Origin of the sequence: Megasphaera sp. SC8-1, from assembly GCF_024436295.1 — a bacterium.
Taxonomy (GTDB): domain Bacteria; phylum Bacillota; class Negativicutes; order Veillonellales; family Megasphaeraceae; genus Megasphaera; species Megasphaera elsdenii.
Genome location: NZ_JANFQH010000025.1, coordinates 93,535 through 118,849, shown reverse-complemented (window position 1 = coordinate 118,849; position 25,315 = coordinate 93,535). Strand labels below are relative to the sequence as shown.

20 protein-coding genes are annotated in these 25,315 nt (G+C 54.3%); 4 read left to right on the top strand and 16 right to left on the bottom strand.

Going from position 1 to position 25,315, the window contains the following annotated elements; genetic code table 11:
* Positions 1–40: 40 nt before the first annotated feature.
* The 13 genes from NOS26_RS08215 to trpS all read right to left on the bottom strand — a co-directional run bounded on the left by NOS26_RS08215 (position 41) and on the right by trpS (position 15,301).
* Positions 41–1,249 carry an S-layer homology domain-containing protein gene (locus NOS26_RS08215; protein ID WP_027895543.1) on the bottom strand — a complete coding sequence of 403 codons (1,209 nt, stop codon included), beginning with the start codon at positions 1,247–1,249 and terminating at the stop codon, positions 41–43.
* Positions 1,250–1,270: 21 nt separating this feature from the next.
* Positions 1,271–2,299 carry an S-layer homology domain-containing protein gene (locus NOS26_RS08210; RefSeq protein WP_036201839.1) on the bottom strand — a complete coding sequence of 343 codons (1,029 nt, stop codon included), beginning with the start codon at positions 2,297–2,299 and terminating at the stop codon, positions 1,271–1,273.
* A 126-nt stretch (positions 2,300–2,425) separates the two neighbouring features.
* Positions 2,426–3,400 carry an asparaginase gene (locus NOS26_RS08205; RefSeq protein WP_072982514.1) on the bottom strand — a complete coding sequence of 325 codons (975 nt, stop codon included), beginning with the start codon at positions 3,398–3,400 and terminating at the stop codon, positions 2,426–2,428.
* Between the two features lie 335 nt (positions 3,401–3,735).
* Positions 3,736–5,223 carry an amino acid permease gene (locus NOS26_RS08200; RefSeq protein WP_072982511.1) on the bottom strand — a complete coding sequence of 496 codons (1,488 nt, stop codon included), beginning with the start codon at positions 5,221–5,223 and terminating at the stop codon, positions 3,736–3,738.
* Between the two features lie 256 nt (positions 5,224–5,479).
* Positions 5,480–6,211: an alpha/beta fold hydrolase gene (locus NOS26_RS08195; protein ID WP_014016167.1), complete on the bottom strand. Its 732-nt coding sequence runs from the start codon at positions 6,209–6,211 to the stop codon at positions 5,480–5,482.
* 16 nt (positions 6,212–6,227) lie between these two features.
* Complete coding sequence (locus NOS26_RS08190; RefSeq protein WP_054336957.1) at positions 6,228–6,626, bottom strand: hypothetical protein; 399 nt, start codon at positions 6,624–6,626, stop codon at positions 6,228–6,230.
* A 9-nt stretch (positions 6,627–6,635) separates the two neighbouring features.
* Positions 6,636–7,676: a flotillin-like protein FloA gene (gene floA / locus NOS26_RS08185; protein WP_014016165.1), complete on the bottom strand. Its 1,041-nt coding sequence runs from the start codon at positions 7,674–7,676 to the stop codon at positions 6,636–6,638.
* A gap of 14 nt (positions 7,677–7,690) precedes the next feature.
* A complete protein-coding gene (locus tag NOS26_RS08180; RefSeq protein WP_072982509.1) occupies positions 7,691–9,001 on the bottom strand; it encodes a nodulation protein NfeD in 1,311 nt (436 codons plus the stop codon).
* 14 nt (positions 9,002–9,015) lie between these two features.
* Positions 9,016–9,417: a hypothetical protein gene (locus NOS26_RS08175; RefSeq protein WP_014016163.1), complete on the bottom strand. Its 402-nt coding sequence runs from the start codon at positions 9,415–9,417 to the stop codon at positions 9,016–9,018.
* A 156-nt stretch (positions 9,418–9,573) separates the two neighbouring features.
* The gene (locus NOS26_RS08170; protein WP_255917550.1) at positions 9,574–12,156 is read right to left on the bottom strand and encodes an iron-containing alcohol dehydrogenase; all 2,583 of its coding nucleotides are present in this window, start codon (positions 12,154–12,156) and stop codon (positions 9,574–9,576) included.
* Positions 12,157–12,169: 13 nt separating this feature from the next.
* Positions 12,170–12,763 carry an AAA family ATPase gene (locus tag NOS26_RS08165; RefSeq protein ID WP_014016161.1) on the bottom strand — a complete coding sequence of 198 codons (594 nt, stop codon included), beginning with the start codon at positions 12,761–12,763 and terminating at the stop codon, positions 12,170–12,172.
* Between the two features lie 85 nt (positions 12,764–12,848).
* The gene (locus tag NOS26_RS08160) at positions 12,849–14,069 is read right to left on the bottom strand and encodes an aspartate aminotransferase family protein (protein WP_014016160.1); all 1,221 of its coding nucleotides are present in this window, start codon (positions 14,067–14,069) and stop codon (positions 12,849–12,851) included.
* Positions 14,070–14,314: 245 nt separating this feature from the next.
* Positions 14,315–15,301 carry a tryptophan--tRNA ligase gene (gene trpS, locus NOS26_RS08155; protein ID WP_014016159.1) on the bottom strand — a complete coding sequence of 329 codons (987 nt, stop codon included), beginning with the start codon at positions 15,299–15,301 and terminating at the stop codon, positions 14,315–14,317.
* 509 nt (positions 15,302–15,810) lie between these two features.
* Here trpS and NOS26_RS08150 point away from each other — a divergent pair.
* Positions 15,811–17,130 carry a metallophosphoesterase family protein gene (locus tag NOS26_RS08150; protein WP_255917549.1) on the top strand — a complete coding sequence of 440 codons (1,320 nt, stop codon included), beginning with the start codon at positions 15,811–15,813 and terminating at the stop codon, positions 17,128–17,130.
* An 82-nt stretch (positions 17,131–17,212) separates the two neighbouring features.
* Complete coding sequence (locus NOS26_RS08145) at positions 17,213–17,422, top strand: DUF1858 domain-containing protein (protein WP_169013501.1); 210 nt, start codon at positions 17,213–17,215, stop codon at positions 17,420–17,422.
* A 422-nt stretch (positions 17,423–17,844) separates the two neighbouring features.
* Here the strand turns inward: NOS26_RS08145 and sstT are convergent, their stop codons facing one another.
* The 3 genes from sstT to NOS26_RS08130 form a co-directional block, all read right to left on the bottom strand.
* Positions 17,845–19,089 (bottom strand): serine/threonine transporter SstT, encoded by a 1,245-nt coding sequence (gene sstT, locus NOS26_RS08140; protein ID WP_255917548.1) that lies wholly within the window; start codon positions 19,087–19,089, stop codon positions 17,845–17,847.
* 265 nt (positions 19,090–19,354) lie between these two features.
* Positions 19,355–22,150 carry an isoleucine--tRNA ligase gene (ileS, locus tag NOS26_RS08135; RefSeq protein WP_255917547.1) on the bottom strand — a complete coding sequence of 932 codons (2,796 nt, stop codon included), beginning with the start codon at positions 22,148–22,150 and terminating at the stop codon, positions 19,355–19,357.
* A 327-nt stretch (positions 22,151–22,477) separates the two neighbouring features.
* Positions 22,478–23,884, bottom strand: coding sequence for a sodium:alanine symporter family protein (locus tag NOS26_RS08130; RefSeq protein WP_255917546.1), 1,407 nt, complete (start codon positions 23,882–23,884; stop codon positions 22,478–22,480).
* A gap of 169 nt (positions 23,885–24,053) precedes the next feature.
* Between NOS26_RS08130 and NOS26_RS08125 the strand changes: the two genes are divergently transcribed.
* Together NOS26_RS08125 and NOS26_RS08120 are read left to right on the top strand one after the other, a co-directional pair.
* Positions 24,054–24,545: an HD domain-containing protein gene (locus tag NOS26_RS08125; RefSeq protein ID WP_255917545.1), complete on the top strand. Its 492-nt coding sequence runs from the start codon at positions 24,054–24,056 to the stop codon at positions 24,543–24,545.
* A gap of 14 nt (positions 24,546–24,559) precedes the next feature.
* Positions 24,560–25,282 carry an NAD-dependent protein deacylase gene (locus NOS26_RS08120; protein WP_255917544.1) on the top strand — a complete coding sequence of 241 codons (723 nt, stop codon included), beginning with the start codon at positions 24,560–24,562 and terminating at the stop codon, positions 25,280–25,282.
* The last annotated feature ends 33 nt before the right edge of the window (positions 25,283–25,315 follow it).

Below are 25,315 nucleotides of genomic sequence, written 5' to 3'. Positions count from 1 at the left end.
TTTTATACGAACAACGAACCACGAATCGCGAGCCACCAAACTACTTCATCACGTCGTTCTGGACGGAGGTGATGGCACTGGTCGTGGCATCGTCCAGTAAGGTCGAGTAAACTTGCTTTACTTCTTTTTTGGAATTTTCTGTCGTTGCCGTCGTATCCGTACCGGCTGTTTCTTCCATCTGTCCGGCTACCTGGACGATGGGAGCCTGACCGGCAATGGGAGCCGTTTCCAGGCGGACCCGTCCCGTACCGACGCGTTTGGCCAGTTCGGCCAGGGTTGCCTTGCTGACGGGATGGCGGACGGTGAGGACGATCTGTTCATGGACATAGTCCGGCAGGGCGCCGACGTAGTTCTGGACACCTTCGTTGTCGACGACGCAGTGGATGGCCTTAGTCATGAGCTGGCTGTAATCGCTGTGGCTCAAGGCGGCGCGGCGGATCTGGACGGCCGACGTTTTAGCCACATCATCGCGGAGACGCTGTTTCAAGTACTTGCTGGGAGCGCCCTTGATGCCCAGGACCAGGGTATCGCCATCCCAGTACATCGTACCGCTGCGGAAGTAAATCGGCACCGAGCCGTATTCGGCATTGATGGCCTTGATGACCTGCGATTCGACCTGGACATGGGACGTATAATCGCCATCGGAATGCATGAGCCGGTAAAATACCTGAGCCGCATCGGCCCGGGTCATGCCTTCTTTGGGCCGGAAATAATTGTCTGCCGGCACCATGATGTTCTTGCTGTGCAGGACGTCGATGGCTTTGGCATAGGCCGGAGCGATGGACGCGGCATCGGCGTAGGGCTTGACATCCTGATCCGGGTCGGCCAGGTGATTGTACTGCAAGTAGCGATACAGGACGCCGGCGAACTCTTCGCGGCTCACAGGCGCTTCGGGATGGAAATTCCCGTCTTCATAACCGGCCAGGATGCCTTGGGCGGCGACGCTGTTCATGGCGTCGCCCGCCGTTCCGGACGGCACATCACCATAGCTGGCAGCGCCGAGGGGTGCCAGGGGGATGTTGGCTGCCGAATTATAGAGCAGCTGGGCCAGGTCGCCGCGGGTCAGGACCCGGTCCGGTTCGAAGGAAGTCCCTGTAATGAAGGTCAGGCACTGTGCGTCATAGAGATAATCGACGGCAGCGCGGTCGGTCAGGCTGCCCAGGTCCGTATAAGGGGCATCGGCCGAAACGGCACTGACTGACAAGAGGGCAGCGGCTGCCAGAAAGGCAACGATTTTGTTCCGTACCATGAAAATCCTCCTCTGCTGCGATTACTGAATGACGATGCGAAGGGCACTGCCCAAGGCTTTATTGAGATTATTCTGCGTTTCTTTAGAAATGGAGCTGACTGTGAGGACGACCTTTTCATTGAGGTAATCCGGTTCGGTCGAAACGGTGGCGTTCGTCGCTTCCGTGGCCTTGTAAATCTTTTCGGCCTGAGCCATGAGGTTCTTATAATCGTCGTAGCTGTACGTCGATTTCTGGACGTAGACCGATTCAGCCGGGATATCCTTGTCGGCGGCAATGGCGTCGGCCAGTTTCTGCTTGTTCTTCGGATCCTTGACGCCGATGTGGAGCTTATCGCCCTGCCAGTACATGATGCCGTCAGCGGCAAAGGCCTTGACCGAACCATAGACGTCTTTGATGTCCTTGAAGGCCTTGGCTTCCAGGCCGTCCTGGCTCTGCGTCGTTTCCTTGACGCCCGTCAGGATGCGGTAGAGGACGTTGACGGCTTCCCCGCGGGTGACGTACTGTTTCGGGTTGAACATGTTGTAGTTGCCGCCCTTCATATAGCCGGCAGCAGCCAGGGCATCGACGGCCTGGCGGGCCCAGCTGGAAATCTTGGCTTCGTCGGCATAAGGTGCAGCGCCTTCGAGGGTGCTCATGCCTTTATAGGTCATGTAGTTGTAGGCGATGACGGCAAATTCTTCACGGGTGATCTTCTGTTCCGGCTTGAACGTGCCGTTGCTGTAACCGCTCATGATCTGTTTATCGACCAGCGAGGCAATGGCCCTTTCAGACCAGCGGCCTTTGACGTCGCTGAAATTCGTCGTCTTGACTTTGGAATCTTCACCGATCATGTTGTTGATGATGGCCGCAGCGCCTTCACGGGTAATGTCTTCATTCGGGCGGAACTGGCCGTTGGTGCCGCTGATGTAGTGCTGGTTATAGAAATACTGGATGGCCGCTTTGCCCCAATAATTGCTGATGTCCGTGATCCCGGTGGATGCGGCGAAAGCCGACGTGCCGAGAGCTGCCGTCATGGCCGTAATGACCATCAATTTTTTGTACTTATTCATGATTCATTCGCTCCTATCTATGTCAGTGTCGTAAAGGATACAGGGATTGCATACCTATGTTTTATCTTATTTATTTTATCACACCCCGCCCCATTAGGGAAGGCATATCGCCGCGAAAGGAAAGGGTCAGTACGTGTCGAAGATGGCCTGTATCTTGTCCCGGCCCGTCGTATGGGCCAGGGCCAGCTGCAAGAGGATCTTGGCCTTCTGCGGCGTCAGGGAATCAGCCGTAATCGTCCCGTCATAAGCCGGGACCGGCGTGACCATCCCTCCCAGGGCGCGGGCAGCGCGGACGACGACGAGCCCTTGTGCCATGAGGGACTGCAAGGCCTGCCAGACCGGTTCCGGCACTTTACCGTGACCGAGGCCGGCCAGGACCAGACCGGCTTTCCCCTGGGCCAGACGGCACACGTCATCGGCCGTAAGGCCTACATAGGTATAGGCGATGGCCACGGGCGGCAAGTCTTTGGGAGACGCCAAATCCGACGACCACGTATGCTTGCGCAGGGGCTGCTGGTACAGGTACGGCCGGCCGTCCTGCATGTAGCCCAGGCAGCCCATCTGGCGGCCTTTGAAAGTATCGGCATGGGTCGTATCGGTCTTTTCGACGAAGCGGGCGCTGTGAACGGTGCTGTTCATGACGATGACGACGCCGTATTTCCCCAATTCCGACCAGGACGCCGCCTGGACGGCTTCCAACAGGTTCAACGGCCCGTCGGCACTGATGGCCGTCGAAGGCCGCATGGAGCCCGTCAGGACGACAGGCTTGATGGTGTGGACCGTGAGGTCGAGGAAATAGGCCGTTTCCTCCATGGTATCCGTGCCGTGGGTGATGACGATGCCGTCCACGTCTTCCCGGTCGGCGATTTCTTGGACACGGCTGGCCAGGGACTGCCATAAGGCTTCTGTCATGTCCGAACTGTCGATGTTGCAGAACTGCTCGCCCTGTACATCAGCATACTCCGCCAACTGTGGCACAGCCTCAAGTAATTCATCAATGGACGTCTGGCCGGCAGCATACCCCGTCAAATCGTCGGCAGACGCAGCCTTGCCGGCAATGGTCCCGCCGCAGGCCAATACATAGATCTTCTTTTTTTCCATTCTTCTAGCTCCCCTCTGCAATGATATTTCGCATGGCTCTACTTTACCACAAATGGGGGGCTAGTGGCTAGTGGTTCGTGGTTCGTGGCTCGTGGTTAGCGGCGGGTGGCTGATGCTGCCGGATATGGGAATGATGCCCCTGTAGTCCGGTCTGGGAAATCACACATATTCTGGAGCGGGCCGCCCTTTGGGACGGCCCCTACGAAATCGCATACAGGCGATGAAAAAGAACGCAGGCTACAAAAAAAATCACGGCCGGCGGCTAGCTTCAAGGGCAAGAAAAAGGCCCGGCCAGGGGAGAGGGCGGGTCTTTTTCTGTCGATATATAGAATGCGTCAGTGTTCAATAGTGGAATGAGCTCCTTCGTGAAGGGCCGGAGCCTGAGCCGGTTCTTCAGCCGCCGCGGAAACGGGAGCCGTCAGGGTACCTTTCTGGGCTTTGGTGATGATGCTGTGCTTATAGCCATAGCCAAAGTAGATGACCAGGCCGATGGCCAGCCATACGATGAAGCGGATCTGCGTAATCGTCGGCAGCATGACGACCAGGACGCCGCAGAAGAGGATCGCCAAAATCGGAATGAGCGGAACCAAGGGGCAACGGAACGGACGGACGCGGTCCGGCGCCTTTTTGCGGAGGATGATGACCGACGCCGAGACGATGATGAAAGCCCCTAACGTGCCGATATTGACCATTTCGGCGACGACGCCGATAGGAACGAGGCCGGCCAGGATGGACGATACGACGGCGACTAACAAGGAACTGCGGACCGGCGTCTTGGTCTTCTGGTTGATATGGCCGAAGAAGCGCGGCAGCAGGCCGTCACGGGACATGACGAAGAGGATACGGCTCTGGCCGAGGCACATGACCAGGAGAACCGACGTGAGGCCGCAGATAGCGCCGACCGATACGGCAGCGGCACCCCAATGATAACCGACGAGCTGCAGAGCATAGGCAACGGGAGCGGCCGTCGTCTTGAACTGCAAGTACGGGACCATGCCGGTCAGGATAGCCGATACGGCAATGTACAAGACCGTGCAGATGACCAGCGATAAGATGATGCCGCGAGGCAAATCTTTCTGCGGATTCTTGACTTCTTCAGCTGCCGTCGAAACGGCGTCGAAGCCGATGTAAGCAAAGAAGATGACCGAAGCGCCGGTGAAGACACCGGACCAGCCATAGGGCATGAAAGGCGTCCAGTTAGCCGGGTCGACATGGCTGACGCCGAGGGCGATGAACAGGCCGACGACAGCCAGCTTGATGACGACGATGATGTCATTGACCAGGGAGCTCTGAGTAATGCCCTTCATATTGATCAAAGTGATGATCCAGATAATGGCCATGGCCGGCAAATTGATGAGGCCCCCTTCTTCCGGTGCCGTAATGAACTCTTTCGGCAAGGCCAGACCCAGATTCGTCAGGATATTGCCGAAATAGCCGGACCAGCCGATGGAAACGGCGCTCAGCGCCAGGGTATATTCCAAAATCAAATCCCAGCCGATGACCCAGGCCCAAAATTCGCCTAAAGCAACGTAACCGTAGGTGTAAGCACTGCCGGCTACGGGAATCATGGCTGCGAATTCAGAATAACAAAGCGCGGCACAGCCACAGGCCAGGGCTGCGATGACGAAGGAAATGACCAGGGCCGGCCCGGAAAAATTAGCCGCTGCAATCCCGGTCAGGACGAAAATCCCTGTACCAACGATACAGCCGATGCCCAACATAGTCAGGCCGAACGTCCCCAGGACGCGGTTCATGCCGCCGTCTTGTTTCGTTTCCGATAGGAACTGATTGATGCTTTTTGTTCGGAAAATATTCTTTGACATACCTATCCCCCCTGTTATACATCCCCTGATACATGAATGATAACCATAAAAAATATAAAACCGCAAGGACGGGAGAAAATCATTTCTATCGTAACGATGAATGATTTCTTACTTTCCGCGTCCTTGCGGTTTCTTGTTTATACGTATATTATACTCACTTTTTAAATTTTGTAAAGTATTTTGCCGTAATTTATTTAATTATTTTTATAGGAAAAGGTTTTACTTCTTGTCATTTTAAAGTATTTTCTTTTTTTCCTTAATGCAACTCTGCCTGGAGCCAGTTGACGGCATCGCCCATCATATTGGTCGTGACGAAATGGCCGAGGTCATCGTAGACGATGGACTGGGTCTTGACGTCATCGCGCTGGGCCAGTTTTTCCAGATAGAGTTCCTGGGCAGCCCCATCGACGACATCGTCGGCGCCGCCGCGGAGGGACAAGAGGGATCGGCCGCTGAGACGGTCCATGTGGGTATAGGGATCCATGGCAGCGAACTGCATCTGGATGAAGCGGTAGGCCCGGGGCTTTTCAATGTGCAGGGACGCACGGAAGCGCCGTTCCGATTCATCCCACCAGCCGGAACCGTTCATGACGACAGCCGTCTTAAATTCCTTGAACAAGCTCATGGCGCCGAGAGCCGTGAAGCCGCCCATGGAATGTCCCATGACGGCAATGGGCGTATCGGGCCAGTTTTCCTGGATATATTCCAGCATGAGCGGGACTTCCGTCATGTTCTGGAAAATGGTCTGCCAGAAATCGGGGTATACGATCTTCGATTCATAGTCCAGCGTGCCGCGGCAGCCATGGTTGACGGCGTCGGGAATGACGACATCGTAGCCATACGAGGCCAGGATGCGGCCGCGGACGGCCTGAAATTCTTTCTGCGACGACCAGCCATGATAGAACAAGACGACGCCTTTCGCTTTTTCCCCAGACGTGATGACCAGTCCGGGGATACCCTTGATACCTACTTCTTTTTCTTGAATCATTTGTGATAAATCCTCTCTATTTTTTAATTGACCGCTGACGGTGAGCCAACGGTTCCTGCCATATTTCGGACCAGACAAAGCCGGCGTAGAGCTCCCGCGCCTGTGGCGTCAGCTGGCTCCAGGCCGCCGGGCGGACGCGCTGGGGCACGGATACGGGCGATACCGCAGCCGGTCGGACTGGCATAGCAACCGGCACGCTGGGTGCCTGCGCCGGAGCGGCCGTTTCTGTCATCGAAGCCTCCCGGTCCGCTTCTTCTGCGGATTCGGCCGGAGCCGGCGTCCTGGCCGGTGCCGGCTTACGCCGCGGCGGTATAGGAATAGGGCCTTTCCGTTTGGCATAGTGCCGGCGGCGGCGCAAGATGTCGGGCAAGGCCGCCATCAGGACAAAGGCCACGATGAGCCATAGCATATCCATGGACCTCACCTACTTTCCGGCCGGACCCCGGTCGTCGTGATGACTGTCCTGCCCGGTCGGGACCGACTGGGTCTTGGGGACGCCGGCCTGGGCGACGGCATTCCGCATCTCCGTATCGGCCATGATATTCTTCATATTATAATAGTCCATGACGCCCAACTTGCCTTCGCGCAGGGCCTGGGCCAGGGCCAGGGGGACTTCGGCCTGGGCTTCGACGACCTTGGCCTGCATTTCCTGGGTATAAGCCTGCATTTCCTGCTCTTTGGCGACAGCCATGGCCCGCCGTTCTTCGGCCTTGGCCTGGGCGATCTGCTTGTCCGCTTCGGCCTGGTCGGTCTGCAATCGGGCGCCGATGTTGCGGCCTACGTCGACATCGGCAATGTCGATGGACAAGATTTCAAAAGCCGTCCCGGCGTCGAGGCCCTTGCTGAGGACGGTCTTACTGATTTCGTCAGGATTTTCCAGGACCTGAGAATGGTCCCGTGCCGAGCCGACACTGGTAACGATGCCTTCGCCGACGCGGGCGATGACCGTCGCTTCACCGGCGCCGCCGACGAGGCGGTCGATGTTGGCGCGGACCGTGACCCGGGCCCGGACCTTCAGTTCGATGCCGTTCTGGGCGACAGCCGAAATGAACGGCGTTTCGATGACTTTCGGATTGACGCTCATCTGGACGGCTTCCAGGACGTCGCGGCCGGCCAGGTCGATGGCGCAGGCCCGTTCAAAGGTCAGGGACATCGTCGCCCGATGGGCCGCGATGAGGGCGTCGACGACGCGGTCGACGTCACCGCCGGCCAGGTAATGGGCTTCCAGCTGATTGACGTTGACGTCGAGGCCGGCTTTATTGGCCTTGACCAGGGGCAGGATGATCTTGGACGGGATGACCCGGCGCAGGCGCATGCCGATGAGGTTGACGATGCCTACGGAGACGCCGGCTGCCATGGCCGAGATCCACAAGCCGATGGGCACGAAGTGCAGGAACAAGGATACGACGATGACAGCGGCGGCGATGATGATGATCGGTACGGCTAAAAAGGATACGATAGACATAAGATACCTCCTTCTCAGGGTTTGGGATGGCGTTCCGGTTCCGGTTCGACGACGACGCGGCTGCCTTCGACTTTGACGACGCGGACGATGACATCGCGGCCGATGAAAGTCCCATTGGCCACGGCGTCGACCCGTTCTTTGCCGATGCGGATCGTGCCGGACGGACGCAGAATAGTAATGGTCTTGCCCCGTTCATAGAGATATTTGCTGTAGTCGGCCTGGGCCGTATATCCCTTTTCTTTCGTCGAACGGTTCTTGAGGGTCAATTTTTCAAAGAGCCGGCTCTTGGGCAGGTGCTTGCCAACAATATAAAACAATATAATGGCCAGGACCGTCCCGCCGGCCAGGATGTAGACGGCTTCATACGTCGCCCCGAGCATGAAGAACAGGCTGCCGAACAAGAGGACGACGCCGGCCAGGCCGAAGATACCGACGCCGGGCGACGCCAGTTCCAGGCCGATGCAGAGCAGGCTGACGAGAAAGGCGGCGACGATTTTCAGGCCGTCTGCCAGGGACTCGTTGCCCGACAGGAGCAGCAGGCCGCCGAAGACAAAGGCCGTAGCGATGCCGGCGCCGATGCCGGCCATCTTGATTTCTGCCAGCAAGGCAGCGATGATCAAGGCGACGAAGATGGTCCGGACATAGGGATTCTGCAAGATGCCGACGACGTCGTCGCGCCAATCCTTATCGACGTACGTCAATGGCGCATCGCCCAGGCTGTACAGGGCCAGGGCTTCGGACAGCGTATCGGCTGAGCCATCGGACACGTTCAGTTCCTTGGCCTGGCCGTCAGATAAGGCCAGTACCTTCCCCGGTTCGGCATAATCGGGATAGCCCTGGGATTTGTCGACCATGGCTTCGGCGACACCGGGATTATGGCCATTCTGGGCGGCTGTCGCGCTGAACTCAGCCTTTAAGGCGGCGATGTTCTTTTCCGTGTTGGGAATCGGTTCGGCCGCGCCGATACTGCTGCCCGGCGCCATGATGATATGGCGGCACGACAAGGCGATGAGAGCCCCGGCCGACCAGGCCCGCGACGTGACATAGGCGATGGTCGGGACGTCGGAAGCCATGAGCATATCGCGGATCTTGAGGGCGCTGTCCACGCGGCCTCCCAAGGTGTTGATGGTAATGACGACAGCCGTATCCCCTTCTTCGGCGGCCTGGCGCAGACCGCGCTGGATGAAGGCGGCCTGGCTGCCGTCGATATCGCCGGAAATCGGCAGGACGCGGACGGAATCGGCCTGCACGACAGCAGCCGGTGCGGCGGCTGCCAGGGAAAAGAACAAGACAGCAGCTGTTATCATGCGTAATAGAAAGGTCATTCCCTCACCTGCTTTCATTCACTTTTTTTCGGCGCCTCGATACATTGAAAATAACCGGCACGCTGGAGTTTTTCCAATTCTTCCGGCGAAATGTTCCGGGCAGCCTGTTTTTCCAGTTCCTCAATAGGCTTGTCTTCAATCATATGAATCTTGTCGATGACGGCATCATAGACGGCAGGCGGTTTGTTTTCCTTGATCCAGTCCAGCATGTGGTCGAGCCACTTGCGGCACGTCCAGGAGTCCTCCCCGTGGTTGTGGCCCCGGAGTATCTGGATCTGAGCCTGTTCGGGAATCTTGGCCAGGAACCAGTTCCATCGTTCCCGGGCAATGAGATAATGATAAAGTTCATCGACGTCGCGCAAATGCTGTTCCCGAAGTTCCAGCGTATAACGCGACCAAAATAAACTGAGTGTCATAATGACTACCTCCAAGCAACTATGATATAACTAGTTTATCTTAAGATATTCTACACAGCCTTGTCAAACTCCTGCTGGTAAAAAGAAAATCTTTTGGTTATATGAAAAAAGGGGCTGTCGCATGTGCGACAGCTCCTTTTTTACTACAAACTATTTTCACGAATCAAATGCAGCTTCCATGGCAGCGGCTTTTTCCTGGACGGCTTCGGCTGCTTCCTCACCGATATAGGCTTCGGCCATGGTGGCGATGTCGTCTTCATGGACGCCCATGTCGGCAATGCGCAGGTCGAGGTGCAGGGCCTTGGCCAGATAGCAAAGGCGGGCTGCACAGTCATCGGATGTAAAGCCGCCCATCGTGCGGGCCAGTTTACCATAGAGGAAGGGATCCTTCCCTGCTTTAGCATCGATGACGACCGGGACGATAGCTGCCAAGAGCACTTCGTCAGCCGGGAAGGAGGTCTTGGCGACGGCTTGCGCCAGTCCTTTGGCTACCTGACTGCCCGTTTCTGCAGCGACCATGCTGCCGATGACGCCGGCCAGGACGACTTTTTCCCAAGCTCCTTTATCGGCATGATCGGTGCAGACGCCGGCCAGCTTATCGTTCAAGATGTCGATGGCGTAGAGGGCCATGGCATCGGTCAGCGGCTGGGCATCGGCTGCCGTATAGGCACTGATGCATTCGCTGAGGGCGGCAAAGCCCGAGACGGCCCGTTCTTTCTGGCTCATGCCGGTCATACATTCCGGATCGACGATGACGACTTTGGCCAGCAGGGCCTGGTCGCGGCTGCCGTCGGGCAGGGATGCATCGAAGCAGGCACCGGTATGATAGTTCGTCGGCACGAAGGTCAGCGGCAGGATTGCCTGACCCAGGGTGCTGGCAGCGGCACGGGCAATCATCTTGGCCCCTTCCATGACGGTATTGCCGCCGATAGCGACGATGAAGTCACTGCCGTTCTTCTTGATTTCATCGACGGCTGAATCAGCCGTAATATCCAGGGATTTCCCCGTGACGTGGGCAAAACGGGCCACAGAGATACCGGCATCTTTCAAGCTCTTTTCGACTTCACGGACCAGGTCCCGTCCGTTCGTTGCCGAATCAGTGACGACTAAGGCCTTTGTCCCATAAGATTTCAACAGTTCTCCGGCCATGTGACGCTTACCGGCACCGAAGACGACGGACACTGGCATGGAGAAGGAAAAACTGAGTGGCTGCGATACATACGTAACCGGCGCATCCGATTCGACATTCTGAAGGGCTGCGGCCATAGCCTGACCGAAAGCCAGGTCGCCGGCTTCTTCGACATCTTCATTATCCAGGGCGACATCAATATGAGTGGCGAACTTGCTGCCATATTTAGCCTTGCAATAGAGGCCAAAGAGGACGCCCAGGATAGACCAGCCGAGGACCATGCCCCATTCCTGAGGAACCAAGGTAGCCCCGGAACCAGGGACGACATACATGACGACCATGAAGCCCGACATGAGGATAGCCAGCGCCCCGACCAGTTTATAATGACTGACCTTATAAGGACGAGCCATATCCGATGCCTTTTTACGAAGGATGACAAAGGAAATAGCGACCATGCAGTAGGCGACGCAGCAGCCGAAGTTGCCCGCATCGACGACCCAGACCAGCATCTTCTTGCCGAAGAACGGCGCGATGATAGACAAGAGGCCGATGAGCAAGAGCGCATTGACAGGCGTCTTATATTTGTCGTGTAATTTGGCAAAAATCCGCGGAATCATATACGATTCAGCCATGGAGTACATGGCACGGCTGCCGCCGATAAGGAAAGAATTCCAGCTGGTGATGATGCCGCAGAGGCCGCCGATAATGAGGACCTTAGCCATGATAGAGCTGCCAAAAGCGACCGCCATGGCATCGGCCGTAACTAGGCCGCCGACGCCTTTCATGGCAACGGCAATTTCTGCATTATTCATGACATAGCCGACGCCGAAGATGATGAGCGCATAGAAGAGGACAGCCAGAATAATGGACAAGATAAGGATACGACCGATTTTCTGCAAAGATACAGAAATTTCTTCCGCTGCCTGCGGGATGACGTCGAAGCCGATGAAATAGAACGGCGTCATAACGGCAACGGCCAGGGTCCCTTTGACCATATCCGTCGTCGTAGCTCCCATGAACAGCTGGCCTTCGAGGTTCGATACCGTACCCGTAAGGGCCGAAGCTGCGATGAGCAGGATACCGACGCCACCGATGATGACCGTCAGGATAGTCTGCAAAATAGCTGCCGTCTTGGTCCCGATGATATTGATGGCCGTAATGAAGACAGAAACCAGAATGGCTACGGCCAGCCAGGAAGCGTAAATATCGAAACCGGCAACGGTATACAGATAGCCTGCCAGGAAATCAGGATAAATATAAGCTACGATGGTCGGCAGGGCGCAGGCTTCGAAACAGACGACGCCGACATACCCTAAAACGATCATCCAGGTACAAACAAAAGAACCAAGCGGCCCCATGGCCTTATAACTGAAGACATGTTCACCGCCGCACTGCGGCATAGCCGACGTCAGTTCGGCATAGGTCAGGCCGACGAAGAAAATCATGACGCCGCCAATGGCAAACCCCAGCATGGCGCCTAAGACGCCGCCTTGCATGATCCAGTCGCCCGTCGATACGACCCAGCCCCAGCCTATCATAGCCCCGAAGGCGATGACCAGGACGTCCCAAGCACTCAGGACTTTATCAAAATCAGACTTTTTTGTCGCCATCTTTCATACCCCCTCAAGTCTCTTCAAAACGCATTTCGACGAAAGATTTGATGAACTTCGCCGTCTTTTCCCAGCCCAGGACGCTGCTGTCGACCAGCAGATGGCGGTTGTGACGGTCACCGCGATAGGTCCCGGTAATGTATTTATACCGTCTATGGAGAGCATTGTCATAATCACGGATGACTTCTGCCGCGTGGCGTTCGGATAAGTTCATCTTTTCCATGATGGTCTTGATGCGTACTTCTGTCGGTGCATAAATGAAAACGTTGACGACATTTTCCTGCCCCTTCAGGATGTAGTCGCTGCACCGGCCGATGATGACGCACGATGTCTTTGCCATCTTGCGGATGACGTCGAACTGCGTGTAAATGACTTTGTTGGACAAATTCGCATAGCGCGTTCCCAACGATGTTTCGATGCCATATGGAACGAAATTCTTGTTATCTGCTTCTTCTACGAGATGTTTTTCTACGCCGATTTTTTCCACGACTTTATCTACGAGATCCCGGTCGTAGTATTCGATTCCCAGCGACTTAGCCAGCATCTTGCCGATTTCCGGGCCGCCGCTGCCAAATTCACATCCCACGGTAATGACGAAATGTTTCATTTCGTTCCCCCCTTTTTTTAGAAAAGGTGCCTGCCAACCCCTCAATTCTGGCAGACACCTTTTCCTACCCCTCAGTAGTGATTACTTATTTTGCCAATTCTTCGACCGATTCCTTGATGATGGCAATGGCCTTGTCGACGTGTTCCTTCTGGAGGATCAGCGGCGGAACCAGGCGCAGGACGTGGTCGCCGATAGCCGTCGACAGCATGTGTTTGTCGAAGCATTTATGCTTCAAGTCGACGCTGTTGATCTTGTCGTCAAATTCAAGCCCCAAGAAGCAGCCCTGGCCGCGGGCTTCCTTCAGATGCGGCAGTTTTTCCCGGGCCTGTTCCAAGAAGTATGCCCCCATCTTCTTGGCGTTACCAGCCAGGTCTTTGTCCAGGAGTTCATTGACTTCTGCCAAGGCAGCGGCGCAGCAGACCGGATGGCCGCCGAAGGTACTGCCGTGGGAACCCATGGTGAAGGCTTTAGAGACATCTTCCCGAGCGCAGATAGCTGCAATCGGCATGCCGCCGCCCAAGGCTTTTGCCATAGAAACAATATCCGGTTTGATGCCGTAGTTCATGTAAGACATGACAGCACCCGTACGGCACCAGCCGCTCTGTACTTCATCGAGGAGGAGGAGCAGGCCTTTTTCATCGCACAGTTTACGCAGGCCTGTGAGGAATTCTTTCGTTGCCGGATGGACACCGCCTTCGCCCTGTACCGGTTCGACCATGATACCGATCGTGTTTTCCGTGATGGCATCTTCAAAGGCTTTCAAATTGTTGAATTCAGCATATTTGAAGCCCGGCGTCATGGCACCGAAACCGATTTGGCAGGCATTGTCCGGCTGGCCAGTAGCACTCATGGAACCAAAGGTACGGCCGTGGAAGGATTCTTTTGCCGTGATGATTTCGTATTTGTTGGGACCAAAGTGTTCAACGCCGTATTTACGGGCCATCTTAATCATGGCTTCGTTAGCTTCTGCACCAGAATTCTGGAAGAAAATCTTGTCCATGCCGATAGTCGTGCAGATTTTTTCAGCCAGCAGGGCCTGCGGAACTGTGTACGGATAATTGAAAGTCTGCATGATATCCATGCACTGGTCGATGACGGCCAAGACGACTTTATCGTTACAGCTGCCGGCGCTGTTGACGGCGATACCAGCGTAGAAATCAAGGTACGGTGTCCCGTTTTCATCGTAGACGTACATGCCCTTGCCGCGTTCGGCGATCATATCGAAGCGTTCGTACGTTTCAATCATGTACTTGTCTACTTTGGCTTTGATTTCTTCTTTGGTCAATCCTACATCGCGTAATCTCATTCGTAACTCCCCCTAAACTGATGATTTTATAAAAAAATGATAACTAAAGAACGAACAAAGAAATCCCCAAATAAAAACAGAGGCAAGGGAATCTGATGTTCCATCAGGCTCCCTTGCCTCTTGTCTCCACTATTTTCTTTGTTGGATATAGTGTAATACTTTATACTTTCTTTGTCAACATGTTATTTGCTTTTATTTTTATAAATTACAAATCTTATTCTCTTTCAAATTTAAGCGGAATCGTTTTACTTGCGGAACAAGCCCATGGCCTTGGCGGCTTTTTCGTAGGTCACGCTGGCCTTGGCATGTGCTTTAGCAGCGCCTTTATCAAGGATAGCATCCAATTCGGGATCGTCGACGAGCTGGCGGTAGCGCTGCTGAATCGGTTCCAGCGTCGAAATGACGGCATCGGCGACGTCTTTCTTGAAGGCGCCGTAGCCCTTGCCGGCATAGGCCGCTTCGACCTGTTCGTGGGTTTGGTCAGTCAGGGCCGAGAAGATTTCGATGAGATTGGAAATGCCCGGTTTGTTTTCCTTATCGTAATGAACGGAGTTTTCGCTATCCGTCTGGGCCCGTTTGATTTTCTTTTCGATAGCCTTCGGTTCATCGAGGAGATAAATCGTCGCCGTCGTGTTATCGTCGGATTTACTCATCTTCTTGGTCGGTTCCTGAAGGCTCATGACACGCGTACCGTCCTGGCCAAGGTAGATGTCCGGAATGGTGAAGACTTCGCCGTAGAGGCGGTTGAAGCGCTGAGCCAGATTGCGGGTAATTTCCATGTGCTGCTTCTGGTCATCGCCGACGGGGACGAAGTTGGTCTGGTACAAGAGGATGTCCGCAGCCATGAGGGGCGGATAGGTCAACAGGCCGGCCGGGATGGAGTCGCCCCGTTTGGAAGCCTTATCCTTGTACTGGGTCATGCGTTCCAATTCACCGACATAAGACAAAGTAATCATCATCCAGCCCAGGAGTGCGTGTTCCGGGACTTCTGACTGGACGAAGAGCGTCGATTTTTCCGGATCCAGGCCGGAAGCCAGATAGATAGCAGCCAGCTGCCGTGTGCGCTGATGCAAGAGGGCTGGGTCCTGCGGGACCGTGATAGCATGCTGGTTGACGACGCAGTAATAACATTCGTTGCCATCCTGGATCTTCGAGAAATTACGAAGGGCGCCTAAATAGTTCCCTAAGGTCAGATTGCCGCTCGGCTGAATACCAGAAAAAATAACAGACATAATGGATTCCTCCCTATTCAAAAAAAAAATCCTTCCATCCCTCATATTAGGGACGAAAGGAAAGTCATTTCCGCGGTACCACCCTGGTTGGCAAAACTGCCCGGCTCATATGCACACGTAGATGCATTCTTCTCAGATAACGGCAGAAGTTCCGGCGGTGCCTACTCGCGTTCAGCCCGCATCTCCCAGGCCCATTCCCGCACATGTCCTCTTCGCCGGACTTCCACTGCCACCGGCTCGCTGTCAAGGGTGTCATGACGGTACTTGCTCCCGTTCATCGACGTTCTTTATCTTTTTACTGCATTTATCTTATATCGCTGATCAGGACTTGTCAAGTTTTTCTCTGTCAGACATACATTTTCTTTATGACAAAGCATTTTTTATAGGCATTATCCTAAGTATTGAAAGCAGATTCTCGTCCTGCTATACTACAGTTATAGCCAACTGTTGTGGCTTTAAAGTATCCCTTCCACATCAAACTTCAAATTAAGTAAAAAAGGAGTAAAACGATGAAAGGAAAATATAAAAAAATTGCCGCTACCGTCCTCGCCGTCGCTGTCGTCGCCGCAGTCAGTGCCTATACCTGGCTGCCGGGCACGAAAACCGTCGCCAAACAAGGCGTCAAAGCTACCAAGGCTGCCGCCGCCCATTATCTGTCGACAGAGGCCGTCGATGCCTCGAATATCCGCCAAGTCATCACAGCAGACAGCACGACGTCGCGGACCTTCATGTGGCAGTCGGACTATGAAGAAGATAAGCCCGTCATGGAATACCGCAAGGCTGGCGACGACGATACGCTCATGCAGCTGCCCGCGTCCAGTGACGCCTTCAGCGATGACGGCGTGACGACGTATATCCACACGGCCACCGTCACCGACCTGGAACCGGGTACGGCCTATGAATACCGCGTCGGCGCCGGCGACAAGCGCAGCAGCTGGCAGCCTTTCCATACGGCTCAAGGCAGCGACTTCAAAGCCCTCATCTTCCCAGATTCCCAGTCCAGCGATTACAGTGTCTGGGCGGCTACGGCCCAGCCGGCATGGCAGCGCAACCAGGACGCGCAGTTCTTCATCAACATGGGGGACCTCGTCGACAACGGCCAGGACCATTACCAGTGGAATACCTGGTTCGACGTCGTCAGCGACATGATTGCCCGCATCCCCGTCGTCCCTCTCCTGGGAAACCACGAAACGTACAATAAGGACTGGAAAGTCCGCATGCCCGAAGCCTACCTGCACCTTTTCGCCCTGCCTCATATCGATATGGAAAAATACCAGAACCAGTTTTATTCCTTCGATTACGGTGACGTCCACTTCGTCGTCCTCAACACACAGTCCCAGGAACTGGCCGATTTCGAGCCCAGCCTCGATGAAGATGAAGTCGCCTGGTTCAAGGACGACATGGCCAAGACGACGAAGAAGTGGAAAATCGTCCTCATGCACAAGGACCCCTTGCAATATGGCTTTGCCAACCGCCCAGAACCGAGGGAAGAAGGCTTCTCACCAGAAGGCCGGCTGTGGATGCCCCTCTTCGACCAGTATGGCGTCGATGCCGTCCTCTCGGCCCACCTCCACACGTACCGTGACCGCGGTCATATCAAGAACTTCCAGCGCGATGAATCGGGTCCCTTGTACCTCATCACTGGCGTCGCCGGCAACGTCCAGTATCCGGGCCTGTGGAAGCAGCACAGCCTCGATGAATACATTGCACCCCAGCCAGAAACGGACAATTACATGACCTTAGAAGCCAGCGAAGACGACTTGACCTTCCGCAGCTTCCTGCCAGACGGACAACTCTTAGAGGAAAAGCGCATTTCCTCGCACAAATGAAAAAAAATATGATATAATAAATGCAATCCGGACGTTCCTTCAAAACAGTACGGATACGATTTGACAAGGAGGAATACAGATAATGGCACAGATTACAAAAGACACGGGTATCATTGAAGCCGTTCAGAAATATCCGCAGATCATTGAAATCTTCCAGCAGTACGGTCTCGGCTGCATTGGCTGCATGGCTGCTCACTTTGAAACCATCGGCCAGGGCGCTGGTGCTCACGGCATCGACGTCGACGCCCTCGTCGCCGACCTCAATGACTGCATCGCTGATAGCGGAAAATAAGGGTGGAAAAAAGCGTTGTCCTGACGGACAACGCTTTTTTAGTGGCTCGTGGTTCGTGGTTCGCGGCTAGCGGCTCCCCTTATAGGGGAGCTGGCCGCCGAAGGCGGTCTGAGAGGTTGCTTTTGACATAAAAAGACCCTCGCATGATGACAGAAACCTTCATGCGACAGTCCCTTTTTTAGTGGCTCGTGGTTCGTGGCTAGCGGCTCCCCTCATAGGGGAGCTGGCCGCCGAAGGCGGTCTGAGAGGTTGCTTTTGACACAAAAAGACCCTCGCATGATGAATATCGTCATGCGAGGGTCCTTTTGCGAACGGCGAATTGCGTTATTCATTATAATCTATGGCGGGCGCCCCACGTGGCGCCCCTACATGCGAACGGCGGACGGCGGGACGCCCTCTGGGCGTCCCCTACATGGGCGTTCCTACCCTTGATGGCTTACTTCGTGGCCGCCCAGGTGTTCGGGATAACCGCGCTGGGCGAAGTCGGCAGCGGCTGTGAAGAGGATATCTGTCGACGAGTTGAGGGCCGTTTCCGTCGAGTCCTGGAGGACACCGATGATGAAGCCGACGCCGACAACCTGCATGGCGATATCATTGGAGATGCCGAAGAGGCTGCAGGCCATGGGGATCAGCAGCAGAGAGCCGCCGGCAACGCCGGAAGCCCCGCAGGCACCGATGGCCGAGAGGACGCTGAGCAGGAGGGCTGTCGGGAAGTCGACGGCAATCCCTAAGGTATGGACAGCGGCCAAGGTCATGATGGAAATAGTGATAGCGGCGCCGGACATGTTAATCGTTGCGCCGAGGGGAATCGTAACGGTATACGTATCGGGATTGACACCGAGTTCTTTCGCCAAGGACAGGTTGACAGGGATATTAGCGGCAGAACTGCGCGTAAAGAAGGCCGTGACCCCAGACGTCTTGATGCATTTCCAGACCAGCGGATACGGATTGCGGTGGATCTTGGCATAGACGATAATCGGGTTGACGACAAAGGCAAAGAGCAGCATCGTCCCTAAGAGGAGACAGAGCAGTTTAGCATAGCCAATGAGGGCGCCGATACCATTGGACGAAACGGAATCAGCTACGAGGCCCATGATGCCGAACGGGGCCAGGCGGATGATCCACTGAACGCAAGTCGTAACAGCATCTGCACAATCATCGAGGACGGCTTTCGACGCTTCGGAAACGCGGCGGACAGCTACGCCGAACAGGCAGGCCCAGCCGAGGATACCGATGTAGTTCCCCGTCATCAGTGCATGAACCGGGTTGTCGACGATGTTCTTGAGGAGCGTCGTCAAGACTTCGGCAATGCCTTCAGGCGCCTTATTGCTGGCAGCCGATACGTCAAGCTGCAGCGTCAGCGGGAAGACGAAACTGATCATGACGGCGAAGAAAGCCGCTAAAAAGGTACCGATAAGATACAGGATGATGACATCTTTGATGTTCGATTCGTGATCTTCCTGTTTGCGGCTCAAGGCAGCAGAGACCAGGACAAAGACCAGGACCGGCGCAATCCCTTTCAAGGCACCGACGAAAATGACGCCGAGCAAAGCCAATTCCTTCCCAGCTGCAGGGAAAGCCATGGCCACGGCGATACCGATGATCAAGCCGATGATGATCTGCTTAATCAGGCTGATGCGGTTCAATGCATTCCATAAACTATGCATAAAGAAAACCTCCTACCCTAAAATATCAATGATTCCATGTTACAAATGTATAATACATGAATACACTTGTTTATTATAAAGCAAAATCCATAAATTTTCAATAAAAAAAAGAAAACTCTTGTAAAGCTTTTTGTTATCGCTCATGTTTTCTTTGTCTTTGATGTTCAGGGTTTGATGTTTGACGTTTGATGTTTAACACAAAAAGACTGTGCCATGAAGGTTTCAACCATCATGGCACAGTCCTTTGTGTTTTTATATCAAACTTTTATTCACTTAATACAGCGGCGCAGCGGGCGCAGAGGGTCGGGTGATTGGGGTCAGAGCCGACTGTATCGCTGTGGATCCAGCAGCGTTCGCATTTTTCAGCTGTCGACGGGGCGACGACGACTTTCATATCGCCGTGATCTTCACCGGCAACAGCATCAGCCGGAGCTTCGCCTTTGACCAGTTTGGCTTCACTGACGATGAGCAGCGTAGCCAGCTTGTCCTGCCACTGGCTGAGGAAATCGTAATCTTCGCCATCGGCATAGATAGTGACAGCAGCGTCGAGGGCATGGCCGATCTTGTGTTCTTTACGAGCGCCTTCGAGGACACGTGTCAAATCGCGGCGGTACGACAAGAACTGAGCCCAGCGGGCATCGAGGTCGGCGTCAAGATATTCTTTATGAGCCTTCGGCCAATCCGTGAGGAGGACACTTTCTTCCTTGCCTTCGACAGCCGGCATGTTCTGCCATACTTCTTCTGCCGTGAAGGACAGGACCGGTGCGACGATTTTGACCAGCGTATCGAGGATGATGTACATGGCCGACTGGGCACTGCGGCGGATATGGGAATCAGCCTTTTCCGTATACAGACGGTCTTTGATGACATCCAGGTACATGGCGCTCAAGTCGACGGTGCAGAAGTTGTGGATTGCATGGTACATGACGTGGAACTGGTAGTTTTCATAAGCATCGGTGACTTCTTCAAAGACCTGTTCCAAGCGCAGGAGAGCCCATTTATCGAGGTCCGTCATATCCTGGTAAGCAATCATATCCTTAGCCGGATCAAAGTCGGCCAGGTTGCCCAGGAGGTAACGGAAAGTATTGCGGATTTTGCGGTAAACGTCGGAGAGCTGCTTCAAGATCTTCGGCGACAAGCGGATATCACCCTGATAATCAGCCGACGATACCCACAGGCGGAGGACGTCAGCCCCGTATTTTTCGATGACTTCCTGCGGAGCAACGGTGTTGCCGACAGATTTACTCATCTTGCGGCCTTCGCCGTCGACAGTGAAGCCGTGAGTCAAGACCGATTTATACGGTGCATAGCCGTTGACAGCAACCGACGTGAGCAGGGAGCTGTTGAACCAGCCGCGATGCTGGTCCGAACCTTCCAGGTACATTTCGCAGGGATAATCGAGGTCCGGATCGTTTTTCAGTACGCCCTGATGGGTGCAGCCGCTGTCGAACCAGACGTCCATGATATCCGTTTCCTTGCGGAAATGGGTGCCGCCGCAGTGCGGGCATTTATAGCCTTCCGGCATGAGTTCCTTTACGTCGTGCATCCACCACGTATCGGACCCTTCTTTAGCAAACATCTTCTGCAGATGAGCGATGGTTTCGTCGTTGATGATGTGTTCCCCGCAGTCTTCGCAGTAGAAGATAGGAATAGGCACGCCCCAGACACGCTGACGGGAAATGCACCAGTCACCGCGGTCGTGAATCATGTTGTAAATGCGGTCGTGGCCCCAGGACGGAATCCATTTGACCGTATCGATTGCGTCGAGTGCTTTCTGGCGGAAACCGTCAACCGAAGCAAACCACTGTTCCGTAGCGCGGTAGATGATCGGTTCCTTGCAGCGCCAGCAGTGCGGATACTGATGGCGGAAAGTGCTCTTGGCAAAAAGGGCACCCAGTTCAGCTAATTTTTTGATGACCGGTACGTTCGTATCGAAGACAAACTGACCTTCAAAACCAGGAACCTTGTCGGTATAACGGCCTGTGCCGTCGACAGTACCCAGCGGTTTGAGACCCCAAGCAGCATATTTCTTGCAGACATCAAAGTCGTCCTGGCCATGGTCCGGAGCGGTATGGACGAGGCCGGTACCAGCTTCGAGCGTGACGTGGTCGCCGAGGATGATGGGAACCTTGCGGTCGTAGAAAGGATGCTTGAAGACCAAGCCTTCGAGCTGCTTGCCTGTCATGACGTCCGGCAGGACTTCGTAGTCTTCGACTTTGCCAGCTTTCATAGTCGGTTCGACCAAGTCTTTAGCCATGAGAAGGTATTCATCGCCGATGCGGACCCAGACGTATTCAAAGTTTTCGTTGGCACTGATGGCAACGTTACAAGGAATGGTCCAAGGCGTCGTCGTCCAAATGAGGGCGAAGACTTTGTCCGGGTCAGCGCCTTTCGGCATATGGCAGTTCAGGTCGACGGACTTGAATTTAACGTAAATAGAGAAGGACTTATCGTCCTTGTATTCGATTTCAGCTTCAGCCAGGGCCGTTTCGCAGTGCGGGCACCAGTAAACGGTCTTCAGGCCTTTGTAGATATAGCCTTTCTTGGCCATTTCGCCAAAGACACCGATCTGAGCGACTTCGACGGGTTTGCGCAAGGTCAGGTACGGATGGTCCCAATCACCGAGGACGCCGAGGCGGACAAAGTCTTTCTTCTGTTCTTCTACGCGGGCCAAGGCGTAGTCACGGCATTTGGCGCGCAAGTCGAGCGGTGCCATTTCGTGGCGGTTCAAGCCCGTATCTTTGATGACGGCATGTTCGATAGGAAGGCCGTGCGTATCCCAGCCGGGAACGTATTTCGTGTAGCAGCCCTGCTGCGTCTTGTATTTGAGGATAATATCTTTTAATACTTTATTCAATGCATGGCCGATGTGAATCTTGCCATTGGCATACGGAGGACCGTCGTGAAGAATGAACTTAGGAGCACCGTCCCGTTTCTTCAAGCGTTTTTCATAAATCTTGTTGTCCTGCCAGAATTTCAAAAAGTCCGGTTCCCGTTTCGGCAAGTTGCCGCGCATGGGGAAATCGGTCTGAGGCAGATGTAAAGTCTTACCGTAATCCATTATGTTTCCTCCTCTGAATCTGTGAAAAAAAATAACGTCTCCGTCCCAAAAGGGACGAAGACGTAATCACCGTGGTACCACCCTATTGACTGCCGGAGCAGCCACTTTGACGCGCAGTAACGACGCGACCCGGCAGCTGGTTCGCAGCTGCAGCTCCCAAGTGATCCGCCAGCATACGGCCTTTGCCGAGCTCTCACTATCCCCGGTTCGCTGAAAAGGCACAGACGACACTGGCCGTCTTGTTCATCGCTTTTCATTTTTATGACAACTAATAATTACTTGTACATAGACGTATTGTAAAGGCTTCTCCCCCATTTGTCAAGAGGATTACTTCCAATATTGGACCGTACTTTCGTCAATGCCGATAGAAGCCGCCTTGAAGACCGGATTCTTACCTTCTTTCTTCTGCTGCTGGTAATCACGCATGGCTTTGACAGCCGTATTGCCCAGGATGAAGCAGGCCGGGATGTTGATGAAGCACATGACAGCCATGAGGATATCGGCAATATCCCAGACAGCGGCCATGGACATGCCGGCGCCGACGAAGACGACGAGGACGCAGACAATGCGGAAGGTGTTGACGAAGCCGTGGGACGGAGCGCCCTTGTGGATGAAGCGGATGCAGTTATCGACGTAGAACAAGTTGCCGATGAGCGTAGAGAAGCCGAAGAGGAGCATACAAATCGTAATCAAGAGCGGGCCGAAACCACCGAAGACGGCTGTCGCTGCATGCTGGACGTAAGCAGCACCAGCCACTTCCTTAGTAATGGGCACGCCCGAAAAGAGGCCCATGAAAGCCGTAGCACTGCAGACCAAGATGGTGTCGATGAAGACCGACAGCATCTGGACCAGGCCCTGTTTGACAGGATGGCTGACATCGGCTGCGGCTGCCGCATTCGGTGCCGAACCGATACCGGCTTCATTGGAATAGAGGCCGCGCTTGATACCATAAATCATGCAGGAACCAGAAATGCCGCCGAGAATGGACTGGAAATCAAAGGCATCGGCAAAGATCATGGCGAAAACCTGAGGCAGGCTGGTAATGTGGAAGACGATGACGATGAGGGCTGCCAGGATATAGACGCCGCCCATGACCGGCACCAGGATAGATGTGACCTTGATGATGCGCTGACCGCCGCCAATCAGGCAGTACGCGACGAGGGCTGCAAAGACAGCGCCGATGATCCACGGCGTCGTCGTCGGATCGTAGAAACTGTAGACGAGGAACGTCGACTGCATATTGAACGAACAGAGCAGATTGAAGCCGCCAGCATACGTCACGATCAAAGCAAAGGCAAAGAGGACGCCGAGCCAGCGCTGATGCATAGCCGTTTCAATGTAATAGGCCGGACCGCCGTAACTGTGGCCTAAAGGATTGCGACGCTTGTAAATCTGGGCCAACGTACTTTCAATAAAGGCCGTCGCCCCGCCGATGATGGCTAGGAGCCACATCCAGAAGACAGCGCCGGGACCACCCAGGCAGATTGCCGTCGATACGCCGATGATATTGCCCGTACCGACACGGGACGCCGTCGAAACCATAAGGGCCTGGAAAGACGATACTTTCCCGGCTTCTGTCGGTTTTTCCATGACGACACGGATACTCTCCGGGAACAGGCGCAGCTGGACACAGCGCGTCTTCCAGGAAAAAATAAGGCCGGCTGCGATGAGGATGACCATTAAAATAGGATAATAAAGGACATCATCGAGATAGTTCAGGACAGCCATAATCATAGAATCACATCCTTACTATAAAACAAAAAGTATAAAATAAATAAAGGACTTCTTTAAAAATGATAAAGGATTCTATGATAATTTGTCAATAGGTTATGGAGGAATGGTCCTACCCCGTTCCTATCCTCCCGCCCCTGTAGTATAATGAAAAGGAAAGGCAGGGATTCCCATGACATCTATTGAACAAGTAATACAAAAAGCCATCGCCTTTGATCACGGCGATGCCCGGCGCATCCACCACTTTCTCAAGGTCTATGCTTACGCCGACACCATTGGCCGCCTAGAAGGACTGCCAGCAGACCAACAGGACATCTTGCGCACAGCCGCCGTCCTCCACGACATCGGCATCCATGCAGCCGAAGAAAAATACGGTTCTTCGTCAGGAAAATATCAAGAAATCGAAGGCCCTGCTCCGGCCAGGGCTATCTTGGAAGAACTGGGAGCCGACCAAAAGCTCATCGACCGGGTCTGCTTCCTCATTGCCCACCATCACACCTACACCGGCGTCGACGGATTGGACTACCAGATACTTTTAGAAGCCGATTTCTTAGTCAATGCCTATGAAGACCAGCTGAAACCGGAAACCATTATCCACTTCAGGGATAAAGTCTTCCGCACCCCGTCGGGTCTGCAATTATTAAAAGATACGTATCCTGTGTGAAAGGAGTCCTTACGATGACAGATATTGAAAAATTCGTCGATATGGTAAAAAATTCAGATAACATCGTCTTCTTCGGCGGCGCCGGCGTCTCGACGGAAAGCGGCATCCCCGATTTCCGCAGCACTGACGGCCTGTACAACCAGCACTACCAATACCCGCCCGAAACGATTCTCAGCCATTCTTTCTTTATGGATAACACGGAAGAATTCTACCGCTTCTACCGCGACAAGATGCTGGCCCTCGACGCTCAGCCTAACATGGCCCACATCAAACTGGCCGAACTGGAAAAAGCAGGCAAATTGAAAGCCATCGTCACCCAGAACATCGACGGCCTGCACCAGAAAGCGGGCAGCCAGAACGTCTTGGAACTGCACGGCAGCGTTCATCGCAACTTCTGCATGCACTGCAACAAGTTCTTCGACGCCGAATACATGAAGAATTCCACAGGCATCCCCAAGTGCGACGTCTGCGGCGGAATCATCAAGCCTGACGTCGTCCTCTATGAAGAAGGCCTGGACAACGACGTCATCGAACAGTCCCTGTACTACATCAGCCACGCCGACATGCTCATCATCGGCGGCACGAGCCTCGTCGTCTATCCCGCAGCCGGTCTGGTCCGTTACTACCGCGGCCATAAACTGGTCTTGATCAACAAATCCAGTACGGACATGGACAGCGTAGCCGACCTGGTGCTCCACGACCCGATTGGTGAAGTCTTCAGCCACGTGGAACTCTAATCACCGTTTATCTATACACGCATTCTAAATGCA

Bases quoted from the DNA above. Each gene is read 5' to 3' on its own strand.
- NOS26_RS08215 (WP_027895543.1), bottom strand. From the start codon at position 1,249: ATGGTACGGAACAAAATCGTTGCCTTTCTGGCAGCCGCTGCCCTCTTG.
- NOS26_RS08210 (WP_036201839.1), bottom strand. From the start codon at position 2,299: ATGAATAAGTACAAAAAATTGATGGTCATTACGGCCATGACGGCAGCT.
- NOS26_RS08205 (WP_072982514.1), bottom strand. From the start codon at position 3,400: ATGGAAAAAAAGAAGATCTATGTATTGGCCTGCGGCGGGACCATTGCC.
- NOS26_RS08200 (WP_072982511.1), bottom strand. From the start codon at position 5,223: ATGTCAAAGAATATTTTCCGAACAAAAAGCATCAATCAGTTCCTATCG.
- NOS26_RS08195 (WP_014016167.1), bottom strand. From the start codon at position 6,211: ATGATTCAAGAAAAAGAAGTAGGTATCAAGGGTATCCCCGGACTGGTC.
- NOS26_RS08190 (WP_054336957.1), bottom strand. From the start codon at position 6,626: ATGGATATGCTATGGCTCATCGTGGCCTTTGTCCTGATGGCGGCCTTG.
- floA (WP_014016165.1), bottom strand. From the start codon at position 7,676: ATGTCTATCGTATCCTTTTTAGCCGTACCGATCATCATCATCGCCGCC.
- NOS26_RS08180 (WP_072982509.1), bottom strand. From the start codon at position 9,001: ATGACCTTTCTATTACGCATGATAACAGCTGCTGTCTTGTTCTTTTCC.
- NOS26_RS08175 (WP_014016163.1), bottom strand. From the start codon at position 9,417: ATGACACTCAGTTTATTTTGGTCGCGTTATACGCTGGAACTTCGGGAA.
- NOS26_RS08170 (WP_255917550.1), bottom strand. From the start codon at position 12,156: ATGGCGACAAAAAAGTCTGATTTTGATAAAGTCCTGAGTGCTTGGGAC.
- NOS26_RS08165 (WP_014016161.1), bottom strand. From the start codon at position 12,763: ATGAAACATTTCGTCATTACCGTGGGATGTGAATTTGGCAGCGGCGGC.
- NOS26_RS08160 (WP_014016160.1), bottom strand. From the start codon at position 14,069: ATGAGATTACGCGATGTAGGATTGACCAAAGAAGAAATCAAAGCCAAA.
- trpS (WP_014016159.1), bottom strand. From the start codon at position 15,301: ATGTCTGTTATTTTTTCTGGTATTCAGCCGAGCGGCAATCTGACCTTA.
- NOS26_RS08150 (WP_255917549.1), top strand. From the start codon at position 15,811: ATGAAAGGAAAATATAAAAAAATTGCCGCTACCGTCCTCGCCGTCGCT.
- NOS26_RS08145 (WP_169013501.1), top strand. From the start codon at position 17,213: ATGGCACAGATTACAAAAGACACGGGTATCATTGAAGCCGTTCAGAAA.
- sstT (WP_255917548.1), bottom strand. From the start codon at position 19,089: ATGCATAGTTTATGGAATGCATTGAACCGCATCAGCCTGATTAAGCAG.
- ileS (WP_255917547.1), bottom strand. From the start codon at position 22,150: ATGGATTACGGTAAGACTTTACATCTGCCTCAGACCGATTTCCCCATG.
- NOS26_RS08130 (WP_255917546.1), bottom strand. From the start codon at position 23,884: ATGATTATGGCTGTCCTGAACTATCTCGATGATGTCCTTTATTATCCT.
- NOS26_RS08125 (WP_255917545.1), top strand. From the start codon at position 24,054: ATGACATCTATTGAACAAGTAATACAAAAAGCCATCGCCTTTGATCAC.
- NOS26_RS08120 (WP_255917544.1), top strand. From the start codon at position 24,560: ATGACAGATATTGAAAAATTCGTCGATATGGTAAAAAATTCAGATAAC.